Origin of the sequence: Acinetobacter sp. YH12140, assembly GCF_013418475.1 — a bacterium.
In the GTDB taxonomy this organism is placed as follows: domain Bacteria; phylum Pseudomonadota; class Gammaproteobacteria; order Pseudomonadales; family Moraxellaceae; genus Acinetobacter; species Acinetobacter amyesii.
In genome coordinates this window covers 170,151-190,043 of the sequence record NZ_VPBZ01000007.1, presented here as the reverse complement: position 1 = coordinate 190,043, position 19,893 = coordinate 170,151, and the positions used below count along the sequence as shown (strand labels likewise).

At 41.9% G+C, this 19,893-nt stretch carries 17 protein-coding genes and 1 tRNA gene; 11 read left to right on the top strand and 7 right to left on the bottom strand.

From position 1 onward, the window contains the following. Positions 1-12: 12 nt before the first annotated feature. Together FTU75_RS11910 and FTU75_RS11905 are read right to left on the bottom strand one after the other, a co-directional pair. Complete coding sequence (locus FTU75_RS11910; RefSeq protein ID WP_180093103.1) at positions 13-900, bottom strand: SDR family NAD(P)-dependent oxidoreductase; 888 nt, start codon at positions 898-900, stop codon at positions 13-15. A 400-nt stretch (positions 901-1,300) separates the two neighbouring features. Next, complete coding sequence (locus tag FTU75_RS11905) at positions 1,301-2,578, bottom strand: O-acetylhomoserine aminocarboxypropyltransferase/cysteine synthase family protein (RefSeq protein WP_180116030.1); 1,278 nt, start codon at positions 2,576-2,578, stop codon at positions 1,301-1,303. Between the two features lie 319 nt (positions 2,579-2,897). On the opposite strand from FTU75_RS11905, the gene ettA reads away from it, so the two are divergent. Further along, positions 2,898-4,559 (top strand): energy-dependent translational throttle protein EttA, encoded by a 1,662-nt coding sequence (gene ettA / locus FTU75_RS11900; RefSeq protein ID WP_078192544.1) that lies wholly within the window; start codon positions 2,898-2,900, stop codon positions 4,557-4,559. Positions 4,560-4,622: 63 nt separating this feature from the next. Here the strand turns inward: ettA and FTU75_RS11895 are convergent, their stop codons facing one another. Next, complete coding sequence (locus FTU75_RS11895; protein WP_180024277.1) at positions 4,623-5,033, bottom strand: SEL1-like repeat protein; 411 nt, start codon at positions 5,031-5,033, stop codon at positions 4,623-4,625. Between the two features lie 353 nt (positions 5,034-5,386). On the opposite strand from FTU75_RS11895, the gene FTU75_RS11890 reads away from it, so the two are divergent. Next, a complete protein-coding gene (locus FTU75_RS11890; protein WP_180116029.1) occupies positions 5,387-6,358 on the top strand; it encodes a zinc transporter in 972 nt (323 codons plus the stop codon). A 25-nt stretch (positions 6,359-6,383) separates the two neighbouring features. On the opposite strand, the gene FTU75_RS11885 is transcribed toward FTU75_RS11890, so the two are convergent. From FTU75_RS11885 to FTU75_RS11870, 4 genes are all read right to left on the bottom strand, one after another. Next, the gene (locus FTU75_RS11885) at positions 6,384-6,725 is read right to left on the bottom strand and encodes a hypothetical protein (RefSeq protein WP_078189395.1); all 342 of its coding nucleotides are present in this window, start codon (positions 6,723-6,725) and stop codon (positions 6,384-6,386) included. A gap of 154 nt (positions 6,726-6,879) precedes the next feature. Continuing rightward, positions 6,880-6,955 (bottom strand) — tRNA-Glu (locus FTU75_RS11880). Positions 6,956-7,046: 91 nt separating this feature from the next. Beyond that, on the bottom strand, positions 7,047-8,555 hold the full coding sequence (gene gltX, locus FTU75_RS11875) for a glutamate--tRNA ligase (RefSeq protein WP_180116028.1): 1,509 nt from the start codon (positions 8,553-8,555) through the stop codon (positions 7,047-7,049). A 169-nt stretch (positions 8,556-8,724) separates the two neighbouring features. Then, positions 8,725-9,018: a hypothetical protein gene (locus FTU75_RS11870; RefSeq protein WP_078192541.1), complete on the bottom strand. Its 294-nt coding sequence runs from the start codon at positions 9,016-9,018 to the stop codon at positions 8,725-8,727. 381 nt (positions 9,019-9,399) lie between these two features. Between FTU75_RS11870 and FTU75_RS11865 the strand changes: the two genes are divergently transcribed. From FTU75_RS11865 to FTU75_RS11825, 9 genes are all read left to right on the top strand, one after another. Next, the gene (locus tag FTU75_RS11865) at positions 9,400-10,407 is read left to right on the top strand and encodes a sulfate ABC transporter substrate-binding protein (RefSeq protein ID WP_180026115.1); all 1,008 of its coding nucleotides are present in this window, start codon (positions 9,400-9,402) and stop codon (positions 10,405-10,407) included. Between the two features lie 249 nt (positions 10,408-10,656). Next, complete coding sequence (locus FTU75_RS11860) at positions 10,657-11,673, top strand: sulfate ABC transporter substrate-binding protein (protein WP_078192855.1); 1,017 nt, start codon at positions 10,657-10,659, stop codon at positions 11,671-11,673. A 185-nt stretch (positions 11,674-11,858) separates the two neighbouring features. Continuing rightward, positions 11,859-12,770: a 16S rRNA (cytosine(1402)-N(4))-methyltransferase RsmH gene (gene rsmH / locus FTU75_RS11855; protein ID WP_180116027.1), complete on the top strand. Its 912-nt coding sequence runs from the start codon at positions 11,859-11,861 to the stop codon at positions 12,768-12,770. A 10-nt stretch (positions 12,771-12,780) separates the two neighbouring features. Beyond that, positions 12,781-13,113, top strand: coding sequence for a cell division protein FtsL (gene ftsL / locus FTU75_RS11850; protein WP_078189390.1), 333 nt, complete (start codon positions 12,781-12,783; stop codon positions 13,111-13,113). A gap of 12 nt (positions 13,114-13,125) precedes the next feature. Next, a complete protein-coding gene (gene ftsI / locus FTU75_RS11845) occupies positions 13,126-14,952 on the top strand; it encodes a penicillin-binding protein PBP3 (RefSeq protein WP_168378186.1) in 1,827 nt (608 codons plus the stop codon). Between the two features lie 10 nt (positions 14,953-14,962). Further along, positions 14,963-16,459, top strand: coding sequence for a UDP-N-acetylmuramoyl-L-alanyl-D-glutamate--2,6-diaminopimelate ligase (locus tag FTU75_RS11840; protein ID WP_180116026.1), 1,497 nt, complete (start codon positions 14,963-14,965; stop codon positions 16,457-16,459). A 9-nt stretch (positions 16,460-16,468) separates the two neighbouring features. Beyond that, complete coding sequence (murF, locus tag FTU75_RS11835) at positions 16,469-17,878, top strand: UDP-N-acetylmuramoyl-tripeptide--D-alanyl-D-alanine ligase (protein ID WP_078192536.1); 1,410 nt, start codon at positions 16,469-16,471, stop codon at positions 17,876-17,878. After that, positions 17,878-18,996: a phospho-N-acetylmuramoyl-pentapeptide-transferase gene (gene mraY / locus FTU75_RS11830; RefSeq protein WP_078192535.1), complete on the top strand. Its 1,119-nt coding sequence runs from the start codon at positions 17,878-17,880 to the stop codon at positions 18,994-18,996. Before murF ends, mraY begins: the two co-directional genes overlap by 1 nt. A gap of 77 nt (positions 18,997-19,073) precedes the next feature. Beyond that, a complete protein-coding gene (locus tag FTU75_RS11825; protein WP_180106972.1) occupies positions 19,074-19,877 on the top strand; it encodes a putative RNA methyltransferase in 804 nt (267 codons plus the stop codon). Positions 19,878-19,893: the final 16 nt, after the last annotated feature.

The window sequence follows — 19,893 nt, the reverse complement described above, 5'->3', positions numbered from 1 at the left end:
ATGCATCAGGTCTTACCAATGTTCACCAGGGAATAGGCGAGCATATGCTTTTTGTACCCAATTGAGTTTTTCTTGCTTACCAATAGACGCTGAAGAGCTTGGGAACAGGTTATAACCAATCGACATGAGTTTATTGTTAATGTCAGGAGCAATGGAGTAGGTGATCGAAGCCAAACGGCCCAAATTGGTTGCGACTTTCTTCGGACGTTTCACGATGGCATAGGCAATCAGGTCGGTTGCTTGTTCTGGAGAAAGGGTTGGTACGTATTTATAAATTTTGGTTGGGGCGATCATTGGTGTGCGCACCAATGGCATGTAGACCGACGTGATGGCAATATTATGCGAGTGAACTTCAGCACTTAGGCAACGACTGAAAGCATCTAATGCGGCTTTAGACGCAACATATGCAGAGAAGCGCGTTGCATTGGCCAATACACCAATCGAGCTGATATTAATGATATGACCTTCACGACGAATCATCATTTTTGGCAACAGGTTCATGACCAAACGTACCGCGCCAAAATAGTTAAGCTGCATGGTGCGTTCAAAATCATGGAAACGATCAGTTGATTCATGCACGGCACGGCGAATAGAACGGCCAGCGTTATTAATTAAGATGTCAATATGATCGACGGAAGCGAGGATTCGTTGTGCCACAGCATCAATGGATTCCATATCATTGAGGTCACATGGGAAAACATCAGCTTTACCGCCAGTGGCTTCAATTTCAGCTTTTACGGCATCAAGAGTTTCTTTGGTACGTGCAACCAATAGAACATGTGCGCCTGCGTTGGCAAGGCGATGCGCTGTGGTTAAACCGATACCACTTGATGCACCGGTGATTAAAATGGTCTTGCCGTTGACACGGTCAACGAAACGTTTCTCAAGTCTTGAATTCACGATGAGGTTCCCTGTTAAATCAGTTTTATTGTATTCATTTATCGGCCCGACAACGCTATGTGCAGGGCTGTTTTAAGTCAGCGGTATGATAGCGTTTTATTTAAAAAAAGCCATATGATAAGTAATTGATAATAAAATAATATTTAGAGTTTTTACTCTAAATTAAAATCCCTATTTACTCATTTTTTAACACATAAATATGTGAAAGAGAAGTGCTTTTATCCACATCGTTGCAACGTAAAAAGTCGATTTTCAAGATAAATAAAATTGTAAATAAATATAGAAGCAGGGCCATAGATGCGCAAAATTGAAAGGCGGATAATGTGGGGGTGGTTATTTAAATGAAATGGAAATAAAAACAGGCCTTAAAAATAAGACCTGTAGATTGTGCACTTGTGATTTAAACAGCAGCTAAGGCTTGCTCTAAGTCGGCAATCAAGTCATCTGCATGCTCGATCCCAATCGATAAACGAACCATATCAACGCTGACACCGGCTGCTTTGAGTTCATCTTCATTGAGCTGGCGATGTGTCGTGGTCGCAGGATGGCAAGCTAAACTTTTGGCATCACCAATATTCACAAGGCGAGTAAATAACTGCAACGCATCGATGAAACGCGTGCCGCCTGCAAGGCCATCTTGAACTCCAAATGAAAGAATCGCAGATGGTTTGCCTTTGACATATTTTTGCGCTAAAGCATGCTGAGGATGGTCTTTTAGGCCAGCGTAGTTGACCCATTTTACTTTTGGATGCGCTTGTAAATATTCCGCCACTTTTTGCGCATTTTCAGTATGACGCTCCATGCGCAGGCTTAAGGTTTCTAAACCTTGTAAGATTAAGAATACATTATGCGGGCTGATCGCAGCGCCTGTATTACGCAGTGGGACCACGCGCGCACGGGCAATGTAGGCTGCGTCACCTAAAGCTTCGACATAATTGACCCCGTGGTAGCTTGGATCAGGGGTGTTGAGTGATTTAAAGCGTTCAGGGTATTTGCCCCAAGGAAATTTGCCGCTATCGACGATGATGCCACCGATCGAATTACCATGACCGCCAATATATTTTGTGAGTGAGTGCACCACGATGTCGGCACCAAATTCAAATGATTTTTGCAGAACAGGTGTGGCCACAGTATTGTCTACGACTACAGGTATGCCAAATTCATGCGCAATTTTCGAAATTGCTTCGAGGTCAATAATATTGCCCAATGGGTTACCAATAGATTCGACAAAGACCAATTTAGTTTTTTCATCGATGAGGCTACGCAGCGCTTCAGGGTTTTGATAATCAAAGAAGCGAACTTCAATGCCTTGTTTCGGCAGGGTGTGGGCAAACAGGTTATATGTGCCGCCGTACAGGGTCGAAACAGAAGCGATATTGTCGCCCGCTTCAGCAATGGTTTGAATCGCATATGTAATGGCAGCCATACCTGATGCCAACGCCAGTGCGCCTATACCGCCTTCGAGCGCTGCAACACGCTGTTCAAGTACCGCCGTGGTTGGATTCATAATGCGGGTATAAATATTACCCTGAACTTTTAAGTCAAATAAATCAGCACCATGCTGCGTGTTATCAAACGAATATGATGTTGTTTGATAGATCGGAACTGCAACAGCTTTGGTGGTTGCTTCCGGGGTATACCCCGCGTGAATTGCTAAAGTTTCGTCTTTATAGGTCATGATTACATCATCTAAGTGAGCTAATTTTTTAAATAGTCTATCATTTATATATATGAATAAAAGTGCTTTATTTATAAAATGAATATCATAATTATTCATATTGTTGAAAAATTTTCAGCTAAAGATGAGCGAAATCATGCTTAAAAACGCATGTTTAAATTTTGTTCGCCATTAAACTTGTAACAATGCATTGAAGGCGTGTGCGAAACCTTATTTTTTCACGACTTTATGCGTATAATAGCCGATTATTTTTTCGCTCAATTGAGCAGGGGCAACTTTGTGTTGTTCCGTATATGTTTTGACTATTGAGGAGTCCTAAGTGGCCCAATATATTTACACGATGAACCGTGTGTCGAAGATGGTTCCGCCTAAGCGCGAAATCCTGAAAGACATCTCTTTATCATTTTTCCCAGGCGCAAAAATTGGTGTGCTTGGTCTAAACGGTGCAGGTAAATCTACCTTGCTTCGTATTATGGCGGGCGTAGATAAAGATTTCTCAGGTGAAGCACGTGCTCAACCGGGTATCAAAATTGGTTACCTTGAACAAGAGCCGCCATTGGATGAAAGCAAAGACGTTCGTGGTAACGTTGAAGACGGTTTACGTGAGCCGTTAGATGCTTTGGCGCGTCTTGATGAAGTGTTTGCAGAATATGCAGCAGAAGATGCTGACTTTGATGCACTTGCAAAAGAACAAGAGAAGTTAGAAGCCATTATCCATTCATGGGATGCACATAACATTGTGAACCAAATGGATCAGGCTGCTGCAGCGTTAAACCTTCCAGCTTGGGATGCAGATGTATCTAAGTTGTCTGGTGGTGAGCGCCGTCGTGTTGCACTTTGCCGTTTGTTATTGTCTAAACCAGACATGTTACTTCTAGATGAACCAACGAACCATTTGGATGCTTCATCAGTATCATGGTTGGAACGTTTCTTGAAAGACTTCCCAGGTACGATCGTTGCGATTACCCATGACCGTTACTTCTTGGATAACGTGGCAGAGTGGATTCTTGAGCTTGACCGCGGCATGGGTATTCCATACCAAGGCAACTACTCTTCTTGGTTAGAGCAGAAAAATGCCCGTTTAGAGCAAGAGCAGAAGCAAGAAGAATCTTTTGCTAAAGCATTGAAAAAAGAACTTGAATGGGTTCGTTCAAATGCCAAAGGTCAGCAAAAGAAAAACAAAGCGCGTATGGAGCGTTTTGAAGAGCTTAACTCACGCGAATTCCAACAGCGTAATGAAACGTCTGAAATCTATATTCCACCTGGTCCACGTCTAGGTAATAAAGTTGTAGAAGTTGAAGGTATTAGTAAATCCTTTGGTGACCGTACACTTTATAAAGATTTATCGTTCGTTGTACCACCTGCTGCAATTGTAGGTATCGTGGGCGAAAACGGTGCGGGTAAAACCACATTATTCCGTATGATGACAGGCGAACAACAACCAGATACAGGTACAATTACACTGGGTGAGTCTGTTAAAGTGGCTTATGTTGGTCAGATTCGTGACACCTTAGATGACAACAAAACTGTTTGGGAAGAAGTTTCTGGCGGTTTAGATATCTTGAAAATTGGTGAATACGAAATCGCATCTCGTGCGTATATCGGTCGCTTTAACTTCAAAGGTCAAGATCAACAAAAACGTGTAGGTCAATTGTCAGGTGGTGAACGTAACCGTTTACAACTTGCGAAAATCCTGCAAATGGGCGCAAACGTCATCTTACTCGATGAACCGTCAAACGACTTGGATATCGAAACTTTACGTGCGCTTGAAGATGCCATTTTAGTATTCCCGGGTACAGTCATGGTGATCTCGCATGACCGTTGGTTCCTCGACCGTATTGCAACGCACATCTTGTCATTTGAAGGTGAAACCCCTGAATTCTTCACGGGTAACTACCATGAATTTGAAGAATACCGTCGTAAACGTGATGGTGATGACCTTGTTGCAAAGCGTCAAAAATACCGCAAAATTGGTAACTAAGTTCCAGTTTTAAAATAAAAAACCAGCCTGCGGGCTGGTTTTTTATTGCGTGAGAAGCAATGACTATACAACAATGTCTTCATAGGCATGATGTAAGACGTAGTCTGCTTGTTCATGGCCTTGTGCAGCCGCTTTACTGAGCCAAAGCTCTGCAAGTTCATAATTGCGGTCTAAGCCGAGTTCTCCACGTAAATAACCGAGACCTAAGCGATATTGGGCATCTTTATGACCTTTTAATGCGGCACTTAAAAAATTCCACATGGCATTGCGATAGTCAGTAGGGGATTGGTCTGCTGAATCCATAGTATGGTGACTGAGAAAGTCTTGATGGTGTTGAGCCGCAAGAATTTCAAAATAAGTCCCTTGGGCGTAATCACCCTCGGCTTCTGGAATCGAAAGGTGCATTCCTTGCAACTTTGGATTCATCTGTTGTGACAACAGTGCATAGATTTTTTTCAGAGCTTGTATCATCATTGTTAAACTCCTTGTTGCTAAATATAACCACTTGATTAATAAAAATATTAATTGCAGTCATTCGTGCGCTGCGATGAATGATTTAATTGTTTTAAACAGATCACACTTAAGATGAAAATTAGCATGCTTGTCATGATATGTGAATAGGTATTGAAAAATATTTATAAGTAATTTCAGTCATCTAGATCGCGAAAAATTAATTTGAATAAATTGAAAGAGGATGCTGAAAAAGCAGTTTTTAAGCTTGAAGGTAAAACGTAGTACTGAAGGTTGAATAATGTAATTTTATTACGTTTGCTGCACCTGTTAAGCTCAAGACTGAAGAATATATAATTTATAAAGGTCAGAAAATAATGAGTGAGCATCATGGGCATGACCACAGCCATGCCGTTGTGACGGAAGGGAATGTCAAAAAATTAAGTTTTGCCTTAACACTGACCACGACATTTTTGATTGTTGAAGTCATTGCTGGATTTATGACGCAAAGTTTGGCGCTATTGTCAGATGCGGCACATATGTTCACCGATGCCGCAGCCCTTGCCATAGCATTGGTCGCGATCAAAATTGGCAAGCTTCCTGCTGACAACAAACGCACCTTTGGCTATCAGCGTTTTGAGATTTTGGCTGCCTTGTTTAATGCCTTGATGTTATTTGTAGTTGCAATATATATTTTGTATGAGGCCTATCAGCGCTTTTCAACGCCGCCGGAAATTCAAAGTATGGGCATGATGATGGTCGCCGTTATTGGTTTGATCATTAACTTAATCTCGATGCGTATTTTATTTTCCAGTTCACAAGAAAGCTTGAATGTGAAGGGGGCGTATCTAGAAGTGTTGAGTGATGCCCTAGGTTCGGTTGGTGTAATTATTGGTGCAGCGATTATTTATTTTACGGGCTGGATGTGGGTCGATACACTAATTGCGGTGCTCATTGGCTTTTGGGTTTTACCAAGGACTTGGATTTTACTCAAACAAAGTATCAATATTTTATTAGAAGGCGTGCCTGAAGAAATTGACATAGAAAAGTTACGCAATGATTTATTGGCACTCAATGGGGTAGAGAGTATTCACCAGTTAAAGGTCTGGGCAATAACATCAAAGAATGTGCATTTGACAGTTCATCTCTTTGCACCTGAAGCCGATCGTAATGCCTTGTATTTTGAGGCAATTGAAATGTTGCAACATGAACATGGAATCACGGAGATGACATTACAAATCGAAGAAGATGAATGTGTGGTACACCAACATACCCAAAAGTCTGATCATGCACATGGGCATCATCAAGATGATCACGCGCATTCTCATGATGAATCACATCAGCACTAATGCTGATGTAATTTAAATGGCCGGCTTAGATTTCCCATTCATGATTACATTCGCGGCATTTCCATTTTTTCTGTGATTGCATAAAACCTTGCATTGAAATTTTGAAATCTGGCAGGTCGCGATAGAACATGAAGCCAGCAATCAAGCAAGCAATAAATACAACAACAGTCGCAGTTTGTAATGTAGTACCTGCACCGTCACCAAAAATCCACATTGCGATGCTGATAATCACCAACAGTAAAAGAATAAATACCGCAGGGATGAGGATAATCAGGCTTTTAGGCACGACAGGACGAGCAACAGGCTGGCCTGCTTGCGCAAGGGGCATAATTTTAGGGCTTTGACATTTAGGGCAACGGTATTGCATTGCAACTCCATAATTTTAATCTATGGTTTATTTTAATCAGAATGACGCAGAAAGCAAAAATACCGTAAATTTAAATCAGATAAAATTTAGGCAATAAAAAACCCAAGTCATAATGCTTGGGTTTTTTATAAGATGATTTGCATCACCTTGAATATGGCGTCCCTACGGGGATTCGAACCCCGGTTACCGCCGTGAAAGGGCGATGTCCTAGGCCTCTAGACGATAGGGACAATTTGAGGCAACTTAGAGTTGGTTGACACCATCTCTCGGTATGGGCGCTATATTAGGGGGATAACGCCCATCCGTCAACTAAAAAATCAATTAAGCTTCATCAACTGCATCATTTTTCGGCAGTTTTAGGCTTTCATTGAGTTTTTCCCATGCTTTTGTTTCTTTTTTACTCGGACCGCCCACAATTTCAAGCGCATGACGTAAGCGAGCAAAGGTTAAATCAGGACCAATGGTTACCATCGATTGCATAACCGGTGTCGAAGATGTTGAACCTGCAATAGCAATAAAGAAGGTTGGCATGAAGTCACGAAGTTTAATATCCATTTGGTTCGCCAAATCCATAAGCGTTTGGCTGACCGTATCATTGTTCCAAGTGAACATGCTTTCTAGACGCCAAATGGCAAATTGAAGGCTTTGACGAACTTGTTCTTCGGTCAATTTTTTGCTTTCAAACTGTTCTTTGCTGAGTGTTGGGAATTGGTTGAAATAAAAACCTGCCCAATTCACTGCTTCAGACAATAAATTAATACGCGGTTGAATCGCAGCGGCGATTTCTTCCAAGGTATTACGATCTGATTTCCAAGCCAGTAGGGTATCGAGCAATTGACCCGGTGTTAAACCTTTAATCCATTGACCATTTAACCAGTTTAGCTTTTCAACATCAAAGATCGGACCGCCTAGTGATACACGTTGAATGTCAAAGTGTTCAATCATCTCAGCCAAAGTGAATTTTTCACTTTCATCTGGCATTGACCAGCCCATACGGCCTAAATAGTTCAATAATGCTTCTGGTAAAACGCCGATGTCTTTGTAGTAGTTAATTGAGGTTGGGTTTTTACGTTTAGACAGTTTTGATTTATCTGGGTTACGTAACAGTGGCATGTGGCAAAGCACAGGCATGTCCCAACCAAAATATTTGTACAATAATTGGTGTTTAGGCGCAGATGGAATCCATTCTTCACCACGAATCACGTGAGTGATTTCCATTAAATGGTCATCAACCACGTTTGCCAAGTGATACGTCGGTAAACCATCGGTTTTCAGTAGAATCTGCATGTCGACTTGCGCCCAAGGAATTTCGACTTCACCACGTAGTAAGTCGTTAAATTTACAAATTCCTTCTTCAGGCACTTTCATACGAATGACATGCGGTTCACCAGCAGCCAAACGCTGTGCCACTTCTTCTGCAGTGTGTTTTAAGCCACGACCGTCATAACGCGGTGATTCACCACGTGCTTGTTGTTCCGCACGCATTTGATCGAGTTCTTCTGCTGTTGCAAAGCAGTAGAATGCATGGCCTTTTTCAACCAGTTCCAAAGCATATTGTTTATAAATGTCCATACGTTTAGATTGGCGGTATGGTGCATGAGGACCACCCACATCTGGACCTTCTGACCAGTTCAAACCTAACCAACGCAATGAATCTAAAATCATTTTTTCAGATTCTGGCGTAGAGCGCAGTTGGTCTGTATCTTCAATGCGAAGAATAAATTCACCGCCATGTTGCTTCGCAAAACATAAGTTAAATAATGCAATATAAGCAGTCCCAACATGCGGGAAACCAGTAGGAGAAGGTGCGATACGAGTACGAACAGTCATAATCAGCTTTTAATCAGAATGTAAATTGGGATCTATTATAACGAAAAAGCCTGATCACTTAATGCTTAATTCAACATTGAATGATCAGGCGTTTTTTAGTATTTTTTAGACGACAGTAGGGGAACTCGTCTAAAACAATATCTTGGATAACATGAGTATGCTGATGTCGTTATGAGTTGCTACCAGAAAAAATGGCTTGAACAAAACGAGAAAAACTTTGGTTTTGTGATGCAAAGAAACTTTGAGTCGGTGCAGCTTTAATAGACGTAAGTACTTTTAAATTATCGTCTGTACGGCCTTTACCTTCAGATTTTTGCTGATTAATCGCTTTTTCGATCAATGAGGTACGTTCAGCAGGCATCGTAAGTTTGTTATTCGATGCGGTGCTGGTTGCAGCACAAAATCCAGTCTGTGCAGTCACGCTTAAACTTAAGCCTAGGCATAGCGCGTATGAAAATTTCATGTCCAAATCTCCCCCTAGTTTTGGTGATGGAACTTTTTATTTGCAAAATAGTTTTAATATTTAGACTACGATTTAACCATCTTTCGTAATTAAAAAGTAGAACTACGTCACAATTTTTACAAAAAAACTAAAAAAGTCTGTACTGGGATTACCTAAATAGACTGTTTTCTCCAGATTTTCGGATGTTTTAGCAAACAACTATGAAGATAGCATGGAGATCGCTTCTGATTGTTGCTGCATTAGCAGAATTAAAGCTTTAAATACGTTATTTTTAGATATCTTTAAAACAGAAATAGATTTGAATTAATATTATAGATAGCTGATTGTTAAAGTTATTTTTGATTTATATAGTGCTCTCAAGATCAATTTGAGTTTGAGCAGATGAAAAAAATAATAGCATCGGGCATTTTCGCATTGTTGGGTGGGGTGGCGGTACAGGTGTATGCCGCAAAAGATTTCTTAAATGTCTCATATGATCCAACACGTGAGTTTTATCAGGAATATAACCAAGAATTTGGACAATATTGGAAAAAACGTACAGGACAAGAGATTAATTTTAAACAATCTCACGGTGGCTCTGGCAAACAAGCTCGTGCCGTAGCAACGGGTTTACAAGCAGACGTTGTCACTTTGGCATTGGCCAACGATATTGATGAAATTGTGGCGACCGGACAAATCAATAAGAACTGGCAAAAACAATTTCCACATAATTCTGCTCCGTATACCTCAACCATCGTATTTTTGGTGCGTAAGGGCAACCCGAAAAAAATTAAAGATTGGAATGACCTGACCAAACCGGGCGTTGAAATTATTACGCCAAATCCAAAAACAGGTGGGGCACCGCGTTGGATCTATTTATCAGCTTGGGGATATGCTTTAAAACAACCGGGTGGCAATGATGCCAAAGCCAAAGAATTGGTGAAAAAACTCTATAGCAATGTCAAAGTTTTGGATTCTGGTGCACGTGGTTCGCTCACGACCTTTGCTGAGCGTGGCATTGGAGATGTCTTACTATCTTGGGAAAATGAGGCACTATTAGCGACTCAGGGCCTAGGCAAAGATAAATATGACATTGTTTATCCTTCTATTTCGATTTTAGCTGAACCTTCGGTGGCTGTAGTAGATAAAACCGTCGACAAAAATGGTAATCGAAATTTGGCGAAGGGTTATTTAAACTATCTATATTCACCTAAGGGCCAAGAGCTGGCAGGTAAATATTTCTTCCGCCCTCGCGATGCAAAAGCCACAGCAAAATACGCTGTTCAATTCCCGAAAGTTCAAACCTTTACCATTGATAAAGTGTTTGGCGGTTGGGCAAAAGCGCAAAAGACACATTTTGTGAATGGTGCGATTTTTGATCAAATCTATAGTGAAAAGAATAAAGAGTAAGTCTGCAAATAAAGTTGATTGGTGTAAAAACGGATAATTGGGGTTATCCGTTTTTTTGCATATGTAATGCATAAAAATCTATATATAGGGAATAAGTAGATTGTTTTTGTGTATTTTAATATGAAAAACAAACAATTAAATTCGCTACGTTAGCTGTATCCAGCAAGACGTCTAAACTTGCTGCAATTGCGATTTATGACTTTATTTCATATATTTAGCAGTATTGAATATAACTTTATGCTGGCTGTTATGAAAACTCAATTTAAGGCGTGGCTCAGTGCTGCGTTGCTTGCCACTGGTGTTGCTTTCTCAGCGTCTGCTCAGGCCGCTGATCGTGAATTTTTAAACGTTTCTTATGATGCAACGCGTGAATTTTATGACGAATTTAATAAGTCATTTGGCGCATATTGGAAAGAGCGTACGGGTAAAACGGTTGCATTTAAACAATCACATGGTGGTTCAGGTAAACAAGCCCGTTCTGTGGTTGACGGTTTAAAAGGTGATGTCGTGACTTTGGCTTTGGCCAATGACATCGAAGAAATTGTGAAGTCTGGACAGATTCAGCCGGGCTGGCAAAAAGAGTTTCCACATAACTCAGCGCCATATACGTCAACGATTGTCTTCATGGTGCGTAAGGGCAACCCGAAACATATTAAAGATTGGTCTGATTTAACCAAACCGGGCGTACAAATTATTACCCCGAACCCGAAAACAGGCGGTCTCCCACGTTGGGTTTACTTGTCAGCTTGGGGTTATGCTTTGAAACAGCCGGGTGGTAATGAAGCGAAAGCCAAAGATTTCGTGGGTAAAATGTACCATAACGTAAAAGTGATGGACTCTGCGGCACGTGCATCGATGACTACATTTGCAGAACGTGGTATTGGTGATGTGTTATTGACTTGGGAAAACGAAGCTTTAGTTACTCAAAAAACTTTGGGTAAAAACAAATTTGATATCGTATATCCATCGATGTCGATTTTGACTGAGCCTTCAGTGGCAATCGTAGACAAAACTGTCGATAAGAATGGTAATAAATGGTTAGCTCAAGGCTATATCAATTATCTTTATTCTCCATTAGGTCAAGAGATGGCTGCTCGTCATTTCTATCGTCCACGTAATGCAGCAGTTTTAGCAAAATATAAAACTCAATTCCCACCTTTAAAAACTTTTACTATTGATGAAGTCTTTGGTGGCTGGGCAAAAGCACAACAAACACATTTTGTGAATGGTGCGATCTTCGATCAGATCTATAATAACAAGCGCTAATACATCGAAATCTAGGATTTGAGATATTCAAAGACCTCCTTCGGGAGGTTTTTTAATGGATGGCAAAAAATAAAAACGGTTTTCTCTATAGAAAGTAATATTTCTGTACAAAAAGACGTTTGGAGCTTTGCTAAAACAAGGTAATAATGTGCAGTTACATTTTTAGCTGTGTTGAATGAACCCTTATGTCGCATATTTCTGTATTACTTCATGAAACTGTTGATGCTTTACTGGCAGATCGCAATACAGGAATTTTCGTAGATGGCACATTTGGGCGTGGCGGTCATACGCGTTTATTACTGTCTAAATTAGATGAAAATGCACGTGTTTATGCCTTTGATAAAGACCCGCAAGCATTGGCCGTTGCAGCAGAATTAGAACAAGAAGATGCGCGTTTTAAAATTATTCACGCCAGTTTTGCCGATTTAAAAGAGGAACTGCGTAGTCGTGGTATCGATTTGGTCGACGGTATTATGGCGGATTTAGGGGTGTCATCTCCGCAGCTAGACCAAGCAGAGCGTGGCTTTAGCTTTATGAAAGATGGCCCACTCGATATGCGTATGGACAATTCACAAGGTCCAACAGCCGCAGAGTGGTTGGTTAATATTGAAGAAGAAGATTTGGCCAATATTATTTTTAAATATGGTGAAGAGCGTTATAGCCGCCGCATTGCTAAAGCAATTAAAGCGGCAGGGTATATTGAAACCACAGCTCAATTGGCCGAAATTGTGAAAGTTGCCCACCCGAAATGGGAAAAAAATAAACATGCAGCGACACGAACTTTCCAAGCAATTCGTATTGCTATTAACAAAGAACTCGACGATATTGATATCTTCTTACCTCAAGCGGTGGATATGCTGAAACCTGAGGGCACTCTTGCAGTGATCAGTTTCCACTCTTTAGAGGATCGTTTAATTAAACAATTTATTCAAAAAGAATCTACACTTGCAGAAGACACAGGCTGGGGGTTGCCACAAAAACGCGAAGATACCCGCCGCTTAAAAAAAGTGTCACGAATTAAAGCAAGTGAAGAAGAAGTTAAAGCCAATCCACGATCTCGTAGTGCTTGGCTTCGTGTGGCAGAGCGTTTAGCTTAAAAGGCAAAGAATGAAAACCGAAGCAATCGAAAAAAACTCTGATCAATCGCAGTCAAAGAAAATCATTACATACGGCATTTTATTGCTCTTGGTTTTTGTGAGTGCGATTATGGTGGTGTTTCAAGTCTTTGAATATCGCCAAGATTATCGTCAATTGAGTACCTATATGCGTGAAAGGGATGACCTCAACGCAGAATGGGGACGTTTGCTGATCGAACAACAAACTTTTGGTGCAACAGCCCAAATTGGGACACGTGCAGTTACCCAATTACGGATGTATTCGCCTCCTATTGCACAAACCGTTGTTATTTCATTGCCACAAACTCCAGAACAGAAAAAATAGGCTGCCGGTCACATGGTTGAAAAGAGAAACAAACAAACTCCGCGTAAAAAACAGCAGTCTGTTACTGGTCGTACAGCCATTTCGGTGGAGATGTGGCGCTATCACTTGATGTGGGCGGTGGTTTTACTGTGCTTTATTGCATTGGTCGGGCGGGCTTTTTATGTACAAATCATCAATAAAGACTTTTTACAAAATAAAGCCAATGCCAAAATTTTAAGAACTGAAACCTTAAAAGCCATGCGCGGTGTAATCTATGACCGTCACGGCGTTCCTTTAGCCATTAGTACTCCGATCATGAAAATCGTGATTGATCCACGTGATTATTTTGACAATAAAAAACTCTTTGAAGAAATTACGGCGGAATTGGCTAAAGATCCAAATAACCGTAAGTTAAAACGTCAATTACCAGATAAAAATCTGAATTTAGATGAACTCGCTGATGCTGTAGGGATGGATCGTGCTGAACTGAGACGCAAAATGAATGAGCGTCCACGTTCACGTTATTTAGTTTTAAAGAAAGAAGTACCACCACAACAAGCTGAATTGATCATGAAACGTGACTTTCAGGGGGTATATACCGAGAAAAACTATAAGCGCTACTATCCACAGCCTCAGCCAAACTCACAAATTATTGGTTTAACCAATAGTGAGGGTATGGGCATCGAAGGTTTAGAGATGCAATTGAATGAACGTCTTGCAGGCGTAGATGGTGCGCAGCAAATTGTCCGAGATAAAAAAGGCAACCGCGTTAAAGACCCTGAGATCGTGAAAGAAGTTGAGTCGGGTGAAAATATCACGCTGAGTATTGATTCACGTTTGCAATACATTATGTATCGTGAGTTGACTGCAGCCGGCGTAGCCAATAACGCACGTTCTGCCACAGCGATTGCTGTCGATGTCAAAACGGGTGAAATTTTAGCGATGACGTCTTGGCCGTCGTACAACCCGAATGATAAAAAAGGTGTCTTAAATAAAGATGCCATGCGTAACCGTGGAGCGATTGACTCTTTTGAGCCGGGTTCAACTATGAAGCCAATGACCGTGGCAATGGCGTTGGAAAGCGGTAAATACACGGCAAATACGGTGGTAAATACTACACCGGGTTCTATGCGCGTTGGCAATCATACTATTCGAGACACGCATAACTATGGTCCTCTGACTTTGGGCGGCATTATTCAAAAATCGTCTAACGTCGGTGTGGCAAAAATCGCTTTATCTCTCCCTTATGAAACATTACCGACCTTCTATCAACGTCTTGGCTTTGGTCAACGTTCAGCGGTGAAATTCCCTGGCGAAAGTGCTGGTCTGATTTTGCCGAAGAGTAAATGGAATGTGTCAGAAGTAGCGACTATGGCTTATGGTTATGGTTTGAACGCTACAGTGCTCCAACTGGCTGATGCATATGCCATGATTGCCAATAAGGGCGTCAAAATGCCACTGAGCTTGTACAAGCTTGAGGAAAAGCCGAAAGGTGAGCAGATGGTTGACCCTAAAATTGCTGATCAAGTGCTTTTAATGATGGAAGCGGTGACCTTACCGGGTGGTACGGCACGTCAAGCCAATATTCCGGGTTATCGCGTGGCAGGTAAAACTGGTACAGCACATAAATTACGTGCAGACCGTAAAGGTTATTCGACTTCAGAATATCGTGCACTCTTTGCTGGTGTCGCACCAGTGAGTGATCCACGTTTGGCCATGATTGTTGTGGTGGAAAACCCAACTGGTCAGTATTACGGTGGCCTGGTGGCTGCACCCGTTTTTGCTCGTGTAATGCAAGAATCTTTACGTTTAATGAACGTACCTTTAGATAAACCTTTAGACACTCCTAAGATCCAGTAATAGGTGATGAATGAAAATTACGTTTCAAGATCTATACACCGTTGAACAGCCCGCTGAATGGATGTCGCAATCCTTTCAGGGCTTCAATCTGGATAGTCGCAAAGTTACAGCAGGGCAAATATTTATTGCCCTGACTTCGTTTTCGCAACCTGAAAAAACAGCACAATTTGCACGTGCAGCGTTAGAGAATGGCGCGTTGGCTGTCATTTCAGAAACTGATTTGGGCTTGGATCAAAGTGTCGTGATCGCGGATGTGCGTCAATTGATGGGGCAGTGGCAAAAGCAATATTTACAGGCGACTCAACCAGCTCAAGCTGCACGAATTTTGGCAGTGACGGGTACCAATGGTAAAACCACGATCTCTCGTTTAATCGCTGAATTACTCATGCTGCAAGGCAAAAAATGTGCAGTGATGGGAACCACTGGTAACGGAATTTTACCGAATTTAGAAGCCTCTTCTCACACCACTTTAGATGCGTTACATATGCAAAATGCGTTGCATACCTATGCACTTGAAGGTGCAGAGTTTGCTGCCATTGAGGCAAGTTCGCATGGCTTAGAGCAAGGTCGATTAAATGGCTGTGCAATTGAAATTGCCGCTTATAGCAATTTAAGTCGTGACCATTTGGATTATCATAAAACCCTTGAAGCCTATGCTGAAGCGAAATCACGTTTGTTTCAGTTTCCATCGCTCAAAGTTGCAGTCATCAATCTCGATGATGAACATGCAGAAGTGATGCTGAATGCCGCACGCCAAAACCCGGCTCAGCCTAAAATTTTGACTTATTCAACGCGTCAGGCTGCGGATTATCAAGTGACGGATATTCAATACAGCTTAACGGGCGCACAATTTAAATTGCGTACTGCTCAAGCTGAATTTGTGGTGCAAAGTCCATTATTGGGACACTTCAATATTGAAAATATTGTGGCGAGCTTAATTTCAGCGGAGCAAGCGGGTTTTGAATTATCTGCCTTGATCGCAACTGCGCCCGAGTTAAAAGGTGCACCGGGTCGTATGCAAGTGATCCGTGATGATGAACGCTTGTTTGTGGTGGATTATGCACATACACCAGATGCCTTGATTCAAGTGTTACAGACCTTAAAACGTCATGTATCGCAACAGCTATGGGCGGTGTTTGGTTGTGGTGGTGATCGTGACCGTGGTAAGCGTCCATTGATGACACAAGCGGCATTAAACCATGCAGATATTGCGTTGATTACCTCAGATAATCCGCGTACTGAAAACCCAGAACAAATTTTTGCAGATATGAAGGCTGGTATTGATTTCACTGGAAAAACTGTCCATGAAATCCATGACCGCCGTGAAGCGATTAAATTCGCAGTCAACCATGCGCAAGCGGGTGATATTGTGGTGATTGCTGGTAAAGGCCATGAAAACTATCAAGAAATTGATGGAGTTCGACATTGGTTTGATGATGTGGTGGAAGTGAAATCAGCGATTGATTCACAGCATCACAACACTGACTCGGCTTATCCAGCGCAATAGGAAACAGATATGCATACTTCAACGACCAGTACGGTTCCGTTAGAACCTTGGACTGCAGAACAGTTGGTTCAAGCGACACAAGGTCACTGGCATAACAATCAAGCGCCGACAGGTTCTGTAAAACGAATTTTGACCGATTCACGTCATGCAGAGCAAGGCGATGCTTTTCTTGCCCTGAAAGGTGAACGCTTTGATGCGCATGATTTCCTTGCCCAAGTGGCTGAAAAGGGTTGTGAAATTGCCATTGTCAGTCATCCGGTCGATGTGGATATTTGTCAGTTGGTGGTTGCAGATACACGTTTGGCGCTTGGACATTTGGGTGCATTTCGTCGTGCCCAAAACCCAGCCTTAAAAGTGATTGCCTTGACAGGAAGCAGTGGTAAAACTACGACCAAAGAGATGCTCGGGAGTATCCTTTCTCGTCTTGCACCAACGTTAATTACGCGCGGTAATTTAAATAATGACCTTGGCGTACCGATGATGTTACTTGAGTTGCGTCCAGAACATCAGTATGCCGTGATGGAGCTTGGTGCCAGTCATAAGGGTGAAATTGATTACACCTCAAATTTGGTACAGCCTCAGGTTGCCGGCATTTTAAATATTGGTACTGCTCATATGGGTGAATTTGGTGGGCGTGATGGCATTTGTCGTGCCAAGTCTGAAATTTATGCACATATAGCGAAAACAGGAACTTCGATTGTGCCTGCGGCAGATGATTTTACAGATGCCATTCGTCAAGCGGTGCAAACTGAGCAAGTAATGAGTTTTGGTCAGGGCGGGGATGTCTTTGCGACTGAGACGGAGCTTCAGGCTCAATCTTCACGTTTTATCTTAAATACGCCACAAGGTGCACGTCCTGTTCAACTGCCATTTGCGGGTGAACATAATGTGCAAAATGCCACTGCAGCCGCAGCTTTCGCGTTGTCGATTGGTGTGAGTTTAGATGATATCGTTGTGGGGCTTGAACATGCGACAGGTGCCAAAGGCCGTCTAAACTTTATTCAACATAAAGATTATTTGTTTATTGATGATACTTACAATGCAAATCCAACCTCAATGCGTGCTGCTGCTGATGTACTTGCGCAGCAAGATGGCATCAAAGTCATGGTCATTGGGGATATTGGGGAGTTAGGTTCATCTGCTGCACAGCAGCACTACATGTTGGGACGTGATCTTGTATCACACTCTGGTCTTCAATTTGTCGTTGCTGTCGGTGAGTTTTCACCTGCTGTGCAAGAAGGCGCGCGCAGTACACAATATGGTAAAAAATTACAGGCCTTTCTTACTCAAGAACAGGCTTTACCGTTATTAATTAGTCTAGTTAAAACACATCAGCCTCAGTCCATGAGTTTCCTGTTTAAAGGTTCTCGTTATACCCACATGGAAACTTTGATGGCTGAATTGATGGAGAAACTTTAATGCTGTTATGGTTATTTGAGCAGCTTGCGGGTTATCACAGCTCGTTTCAGGTTGTTCGTTATTTAACGCTTCGTTCACTACTCAGTGTCTTAACGGCATTGGCCATTGGTCTGTTGCTTGGACCTGTGATGATCCGCAAATTGCAAGCTCTCAAATATGGTCAGGCAGTCAGTTCATTTGCACCTGAAAATCATGCCAAAAAAATGGGCACACCGACTATGGGCGGTGTGTTGATTTTACTGTCTATTGGGATTTCAACCTTACTTTGGGCCGATCTTTCAAACCCTTATGTATGGATTGTACTTGTCGTGATGGTGATCTTTGGTGCTGTGGGTTGGGCAGATGACTGGATTAAAATCCGTTATAAAGATAATGCCGGTCTACCTGCGAAGAAGAAATTCTTTTGGACTTCTGTGGCATCGTTAGGCGCCGGTATTGCGCTCTATGTGATTGCGACACAGCAAGCAAACCCAGTACATACCTCAAATATGTTGGATCTGCTGATTCCATTCTTTAAAGAAATTAGCATTCCGTTGTCTATTATTCCACTCGGTATTGGCTTTATTGTCTTTACTTATTTGGTGATTAACGGTGCATCTAATGCGGTGAACTTAACCGATGGTTTAGATGGTCTGGCGATTATGCCGATCGTTTTGGTTGCCGCAGGTTTAGGTGTATTTGCTTATCTGGCTGGTGATGTTCGTTTTGCCGATTATTTACATATCCCTTATGTGAAATACGCATCTGAACTTGTCGTGATCTGTGCGGCAATGATCGGTGCTGGTTTGGCATTCTTATGGTTTAATGCGCATCCTGCTCAAGTGTTTATGGGTGATGTCGGTGCCTTATCTCTAGGTGCGATGCTCGGTACGATCGCAGTCATGGTTCGTCAAGAAATCGTTTTTGCCATTATGGGCGGTGTCTTTGTGGTTGAAGCTATTTCTGTTTTCTTGCAAATTGGCTCACTGCGTATGCGGAACAAGCGTGTATTCTTAATGGCACCGCTGCACCATCACTATGAGAAAAAGGGATGGCGTGAAACTCAGGTGGTGATTCGTTTTTGGATTATCACAATTATGCTGGTAGTTTTGGGTCTAATGACTTTAAAATTACGTTAAGCAAATAAATAAACGAAACCGGCATTTGCTCCCACAGATGCCGGTTTTTTTATTTCAAAAATATAGTGGAGTAAATGATGAACCTGTTGATGTGTCCTGTATGCCGTGAAGCATTGAAACTCACAGAGCGGACATGGCGCTGTGAAAATAATCATAGCTATGATGTTGCAAAACAAGGCTATGTCAATTTACATGTGGTTCAACATAAACACAGTAAAAACCCGGGTGATACGCCTGAATCTGTACAGGCGCGTCGAGCATTTTTAAGTGCAGGTCACTATGCACCTTTGCAACAGACAGTAGTGGCTTTGATTCAAAAGTTACGTGTTGAAAACTTATTGGATATTGGCTGTGGTGAAGGCTATTACACCAATGCGATGCAAGCTGAAGTATTACAGTGTGTGGGTGTCGATATCGCTAAAAATGCAGTACAAGTGGCCGCTAAACTGAATAAAGAGGTGACTTGGGTGGTTGGGACAGGGGCAACCTTACCTGTATTAGATCATTCGATTGACTTGTGTACGAGTTTATTTAGTCCTATTCCTCAAGAAGAAATCCTTCGTGTGTTAAAGCCTGAGGGGCACTTGATGGTGGTTACACCTGCGCCAGAGCATCTTTATGCAATGCGTGAAGCCCTGTTTGAAGAAGTAAAACTACATGAACCGCATAAATTTGTGGAACAACTGGCGAATGATTTTGAATTGGAAAGTGAGCAAGTGGTACAAGCGAAAATGTCACTTTCTCAGCAGGATCTCAAAAACTTAATTGCAATGACGCCTTATGCCTATAAAGTGAAAGCTGAGCGTCGAGAAGCTCTAGAAAAAAATGAACAATTTGAGTTGCAAGCGCAGTATCAAATTTATCTCTTTAAAAAGAAATAATGCATTGGAAGTGATA